This is a genomic window from Methanomassiliicoccales archaeon, from assembly GCA_013415695.1.
Lineage (GTDB): Archaea > Thermoplasmatota > Thermoplasmata > Methanomassiliicoccales > JAAEEP01 > JAAEEP01.
The window spans coordinates 56,128-62,644 of record JAAEEP010000012.1 but is presented as its reverse complement, the minus strand read 5'-3'; the positions used below and the strand labels follow the sequence as shown (position 1 = coordinate 62,644).

The 6,517-nt window shown below is 51.7% G+C and carries 4 protein-coding genes and 1 tRNA gene; 2 read left to right on the top strand and 3 right to left on the bottom strand.

The genetic code is table 11. The features are described from left to right. Positions 1 to 561 (top strand): M24 family metallopeptidase (locus GKC03_07295; protein ID NYT12334.1); only part of this gene is annotated, 561 nt, incomplete at its 5' end. 46 nt (positions 562 to 607) lie between these two features. Here the strand turns inward: GKC03_07295 and GKC03_07290 are convergent. Beyond that, positions 608 to 1,852 (bottom strand): pyridoxal phosphate-dependent aminotransferase, encoded by a 1,245-nt coding sequence (locus GKC03_07290; protein NYT12333.1) that lies wholly within the window; start codon positions 1,850 to 1,852, stop codon positions 608 to 610. Positions 1,853 to 2,115: 263 nt separating this feature from the next. Between GKC03_07290 and GKC03_07285 the strand changes: the two genes are divergently transcribed. Beyond that, positions 2,116 to 2,222 (top strand) — tRNA-Leu (locus GKC03_07285). A 172-nt stretch (positions 2,223 to 2,394) separates the two neighbouring features. On the opposite strand, the gene GKC03_07280 is transcribed toward GKC03_07285, so the two are convergent. Both GKC03_07280 and GKC03_07275 read right to left on the bottom strand, forming a co-directional pair. Then, positions 2,395 to 2,892: an N-acetyltransferase gene (locus tag GKC03_07280; GenBank protein NYT12332.1), complete on the bottom strand. Its 498-nt coding sequence runs from the start codon at positions 2,890 to 2,892 to the stop codon at positions 2,395 to 2,397. 58 nt (positions 2,893 to 2,950) lie between these two features. Next, a complete protein-coding gene (locus GKC03_07275; GenBank protein ID NYT12331.1) occupies positions 2,951 to 6,373 on the bottom strand; it encodes an MMPL family transporter in 3,423 nt (1,140 codons plus the stop codon). Positions 6,374 to 6,517: the final 144 nt, after the last annotated feature.

Sequence of the window (6,517 nt, the reverse complement as noted above, 5' to 3'; positions counted from 1 at the left end):
ATAGAGTCGTCAAAAAGGGCACTCGCTATCGCCCTTGAGATCATAGGGGAAGGCGTGACGGTGAGCACCCTGGGCGGTGCCATAGAGAGGAGCATCAAGGACGATGGATTTTTCCCAGTTGTGAATCTGACAGGCCATGGGATGGACCGATACTGCCTTCACGCTGGAATGACAATTCCCAATATAGACGACGGCAACCTCTCTCGCATCAAGAATGGCATGGTAATCGCGATCGAACCTTTCGCCACCGATGGTGGAGGGCAGGTCAAGAACGGCAAACCCGGCAATATCTTCAGGGTTCTCCGGGAGCGCCCACTCAAGGATAAGAAAGCCCTTGAGTTCTTCAATGAGATCAGAACTAAGTTCAACAAGCTGCCGTTCTGCGAACGGTGGTGCACCGCTATGGACAACAATGCTCCAGCCTATCTGAAGACTTTGTTGAGACACGGTTTGATATCCAGCTATCCAATCCTGTACGAGTATAAGAATGGTATAGTGACCCAGGCCGAGCACACGGTCCTTGTCAAGAACTCGAAGATAGAGATATTGACATCTTCCTGAATCATTCTAATGAATTTAGAGTATCGAAACCTGATCTCCGCACCTATCAGTTTTCGTGCAGGTACTCGCCCACTCGCTTCATGCCTTCTACGATCTTGTCCATATCCTCTACAAGAGGTCCATAGGAAACTCTGACTCCAGGTCTCGCACTCTCTCCAAAGCCAATGCCTGGAACGAATAGGACGCCAGTGTTCTTCATCAGCTCAGTTACGAAGGAATCGCTCCCATCCCCGAACTCAGCTAGTGTGTATATTCCTCCCTGTGGCAAAAGCCTTCTTGTACCGCAGTACTCGTCGATGGCATCCACCGTGACCTTGGCCGCCCTTTTGTAGGCATTTCGAGTATCATCCAAGTAATTCTTGAGGCTTCCATCGTCCAATGTCTGTTCAAGGAATCCCGCCATCGCCAGCTGGTGAAGATTGTCGGCGCAGAGGAGTGAATAGTTCAGCATCTGGGTTAGTCCATTGACCACCATATCGGAGGCTATTATCCATCCCATTCTCCTTCCTAGACCTCTAGCCCATTTCGAGTTCGAGTAGATGAGAATGAGGTTCTCGAACTCATCCGGGGACCATGAGTAGTAATCAGGCATGGTTTCAAGGAAGCACTGTGTCTTGTACGCGTTATCAAGCAGAAGATACGCGTCATTCTCCTGACACAGTTCCATGGCAGCCTTGACGAACTTGTCGCTGACAACCTGTCCAGTGGGGTTGTCTGGAGACGGGATCAGCATGGAGTTAGGCTTCTCCTTTCGGAAGATGTCCTCCAGCTCTCCTATTGAGGCATCGACATCTGGCATGAATGACCATGTCTCCGCATCAAAGGTCTTGAGATACGCCACCTTCGCCTCTGGCTTCACCCCACCGTTGTAGTGGGGCAACGAGAAGACCAGCTGCCCGTAGTAGTTGGCATAGGTCGGATCTAGGAGCACCACGCAATCCCCCGGATTTGCAATTGCCCTGAAGACGTCGTGCGTGAGCTGGGTGGATGATTGGGAAATGAGAACGTTCTCTTCCCTCACTTCCACTCCAAACAGCTCGTCGTCAAGGCGAGCCAGCTGTTCCCTGCATGCCCTGAGTCCGGGCGTTGGCGGGTAGGCCCCCGCCTCATGGAAGATTTGAGGATCGGCACAGATATCCTGGTAGATCTCTCTGAGCCTCTCAGGTGCCTTGTGGCCAACCCATCCTCCCCCGAATGAAATAATGTCGGTGGGGTCGAGACCCATACGGCGGACATTCTTCTCGTCGGTCATCCGCATGATCTCGCGGATGGCGGATGGCCTGTTGAGCATGTCCTCGACTAACCTAGATAATCCTAAACGTGCCACTATATCACTAGCCACTGGTTAACGAAATTCGAATATAAAAACCCAAGGAATATAGCGTCGGGGTTACTGGAACGAATGCGAATTACGATAATCTGTGAAATCCTCCTTTGAAAAGAACGGGCTTATTCCACTATCTCCCTGTCTTTGGTGGAGGATTATCACAGCTTGATATGACTTTGCATTCAACAAGATTTATTAATGCATGGGCATTTACGAACCCTTGTCAGGCGAGGGTAGCCAAGCCAGGTCAAAGATGCTGAATGCATCGATCAAAGGCGGCAGACTCAAGATCTGTTCCTGAAGAGGTTCACCGGTTCAAATCCGGTCCCTCGCACTACTTTTTTGGGGTTATAGATAAGAAATAGAAATGTCATAGACATGAATTAGCACGCTATATATTCAATTTGTCTTATTAAATATATTTGTCGTGAAGCCAGTATCCCTACCATCCATCGTTCACGAATCGGGATGAGGCGATAAAGAGTTTGTTCACTGTTGGTGGGAAGTCAAGAATCTAGCTTCTTGACCACCCATATCACGTCGAACCTTTCTCCAAATTTCATCCCTATCTCAGGAAAACGCCCACACTCGGAAAAACCATTCTTCTTGTGAAAGTTTACGCTCTCCTCATTCCTCGAAGATATGTGGGCGAGAAGGGTGTGAATGCCTCTCTCCTTAGCATCTGACTCGAGCGTCCTCAGGATATGCGTTCCAAGCCCCGATCGTCTATGAACTGGGTCAATGAAGTAGGTTACCGTTGCAGTTGTCCTGAAGGTCGCGATAGGCAGATAAGGTTTGAGAAATGCGAATCCCACCACCCTGCCCTCATGCTCTGCCACATAGAACGAGTGGGAACCGTGCATCAGTTGGTCAAAGAATTCCGGCTCGACCTTCTCGGAGGGATATGCCGCATACGATTCCGTGATGTAGTAATTGAATATCTCAATGATCCGCTCCCGGTCTTCCTCACGGAACTGGCGTATTTCATAGTCTGAGCTGGACATTCTTCCCTTGGTTTGAAGGTCTTCGTCCATCATATTTATTTCGTACGGAGCCGACTCTCTACTCTTCCTCTACTTCCTCCAGGTGGCTCGTTCTTGTTCTCTGCAGCTTTCCAGGGGCCCACCAGTTCCACCTCCCCATCAAGGACATTATCGCCGGGACCAGGTACATCCTCACCACTGTCGCGTCTAGCAAAATAGCAAAAGCGAGGGCGAACCCGAACTCCTGGAGCATCACCGATCCCGAGAGGGTCATAGTCCCGAAGGCACCGGCCATGATCAGACCGCAGATGGTGATTATGCCTCCCGTGGCCTTCACCGAATCTACAATGGCTTCCTTCATGGGCTTGCCCTTGTGCACCTCCTCCCTAATCCTGGTTGTGAGGAAGATGTCGTAGTCCATGCCTAAACCGAGGCAGACAACGATGAGCACTATGGGCATCAGCCAGAGAAGCTGATCGTCAAGCACGTACTCGAATACGATAGCGGTCAGCGCGAGAGTCCATATGACACTCGTCAGGATCGTCACAATAGATCTTATCGGAGTGAACACCGAGCCCAGGACTATCAGGAGGATGACAAATATCAGCAGAATGGCGAGCATTTCCATGAGGTTGAACTCCCCGCTCACCAGCATCGAGATGTCGTACATCAGGGCTGTCCCGCCCGAAAGGTAGGCGGCCACCAGCTCAGGTCGTTCCTCCACCTCCTGTGCTATGAGTTCCCTGAGACCAGTGACCGTCCCTATCGACTCCTCCGAGTACGGCTGGTCCTCCATGGTCACTTGGATCATCACGCCGCTGCCGTTCCTCGACATGTCCTTCTGCATCATGAGCAAGAACTCAGCCTGCTCCAGGATGGTGTAGTTGTCGAAGTTCAGGTAGTCTATCGTGTCCCCATAGGGTCTCGTCGGGGATGTGACCTCCCTGATGTTGCCCATCGTGGAGATGTCGTCGCACATGTCCTCGATTATCGGGAAGTACCTGAGGTCGAAAACCTGGCTTAGATTGAGTTCCAGCACCTCATCGGAGATGTTCTGCAGATCGTCTCTATCGGTCATCTCACCCGTGCCGTTGTAGATCCTCGAGTCGAACTCGATCGCTATGAACACCGGGCTGATCATACCCCCGCCGAATCCATCTACTATGTCGTTCACTCCCGTCTTCGATTCAGAGTTGGGCATGGTCCCTATCATGTCATAGGAGGTATCGAGATTGGTCACAACGTAGATTGCAGGGAGCGAGATTATGATCGCCGCCACGACCAGGATCTTGGCATACTTGATCGAGGTTCGGGCGGTATGCTCGAAGTACCTGTGCGATAGCCTCGACATACGGCCAGCCTTGGACGGATCCTTCTTTCTCTCCCGCACGTATTCGATCGTGGTGGGCCAGAAGACCCGGTCCCCAAGAAGCATGATCAGTGAAGGAAGGAAGAACAGCGCGAACATGAGCGCGATGAATATCCCCATCGCGAGCGAGATGCCTATTGAGCTGACCATGCTGAAGCTGCAGACCGATAGCACCCCGAATCCGATCATCACGGTGAAACCGGAGGTGGTGATGGACTCTCCCGCCCATGTCACGGCCTCTATGACGGCCTCCTTCTTCTCTTTTCCAAGGACTCTCTCCTCCCGGTAGCGGGAGAGGATGAAGATGCAGTAATCGCATCCAGCACCGAGCATGGTGACCATGACCAGCACCAGGACGTAGTTGGTCACCTCCATGACGTAGGTGGCCAAGAGGAATATGCCCACGAGGGCTATTATCAACGCCATTCCGATGATGGATGGCGGGATAATGGATGAAACCAGAGATCTGAAGAACAACCCTATGAGGATGATGACCAGCACTATGCTCACGGGATCTATCTTCTCCATATCCTCCATGGAAGAGGTCTCTATGTCGTAGGTGATGCCATCTATGCCGGAGACCAGAACCTCAATTCCGGAAAGGGATGAGATCCTCTGCCGGATGATCTCCCTGACCTGAGGAATGTACTGGCTTCCATCCAGGTAAGTACCATCGGGCAGCTTGTCATAGGTTATGGTCATCAGCATCGTGTCGTTGGACGGCACATTAACTATCATCTTGAGAATTCCCTCAGGTATGGGGATCGGATAGTCGACCAGAGAGGTGTCCAGGACCAGCTCGATGGACATCTCCCGGATCTGCTGATCTGTGACGTTGAGTCCCAGACCGATTATCTCCAGGATGAGATCATCATCCACATCGCCAAGGGTCTCATGCGTGAGCAGTATGACGGTATCATTGAATGCGGTGGAGTTCGACCATTGATCCCATCCCAGGGCGTACACGGCCTCCACAACCTCTGCTCCCGCCTTTGGCAAAGCGTCCACGAGGGGCGGAACAAGCTCCTCCACGAACTGCCGCTCCTGGGTCATGTTCGGTATCAAGTGCAGCGTCCAGTTACTGCTGATCGAGGCGGTGGTGTTGTCATCCCACTTCTGCTGGAATCCATGTATGAAATCCTCGATCGGAGCCCTCAGGTCCAATGGGATCTGCACAAGGTACGGTTGGATTATGTCGTTGACCACGGTGTGGCAAACCGCATTCACGCGATATGGATCCACGAAATCCAGGGGGTCAAGCATCTCGACTGTCCTGTTGAATATTTCCCCGGCGATGGGCCAAAGGTCCTCGAGTCCAATATCCTCGAAGTACTGCCTCGCATCCTCCCAGAACCCAGGGAAAGCAGAGTTGATGGCATGCTCCTCCCTTTCGAGAGGATTGTCCACCAGCACAGGGTCGCCGCTCGTCGAGTTCCAGGCGGCAGAGAAGTCCTCGTACCAGATCCAGAACAGATCCTGGAATTCGGCTGAGACGTTAGCTATGTCGAGAATCAACTCGATTTCGTCCCAGGTCGCCTCGTAGGCAAGGGAGTCGACCTCGGTGGTGTTGGCATCAGGATCGATGTCATGGATAGCGATCCAGTTGAGCGCAAAAGCGTCCCCACAGCCGTAGAACATCAAACCAGATTCGAGAGTTATGTTCCACAGCATTGGGTACATGGACGGCATGCCGAAGATGAGCATGGCCGTTCCGTTCGCCAGCCTGTTGACGTCGACTATGCCGCTGACCACGATATCGGTGTAGTTGTCGAGCAGGGGCGTATAGATCGAGATTACAGTGTTATTGGGCATCTCCTCTCTACCAGAGATGTCGCTAGATATGTTGAAGATCGCTTCCTTGAGTTCCTGCCCGAGAACGGAGTTCTGCCCCTCACCCTTGAAGACTATGATGGTAGAGAATCCGTCCATGGAGATGTTGAAGTTGGCATCGATGTATTCCTGCGCCCGCATGGACTCCATGTCCTCAGGTGCCATTGCCAGCATGTTGTATTCCACGGCTTCCATGACGCTCGGCGCGAAAGGAATCGCTATGGCGAGAATAATTATCCAGAACACTATGATCGCTTTGTACCTCTTTGCGATGAACTTGCCGATGTTGTTGAATGTTCCCACTTTCCCATCTCCCGCCTGCCAGGTATTACGCTTGGAAGGGGTTGACGAATTAATACTAAATTAATCTGTTCTTTTGAATTTCATTGATGAATTGGAGGAGTTAGAAAATCGATTGACCTCAGTGATTACTCTCAATTCGATGAT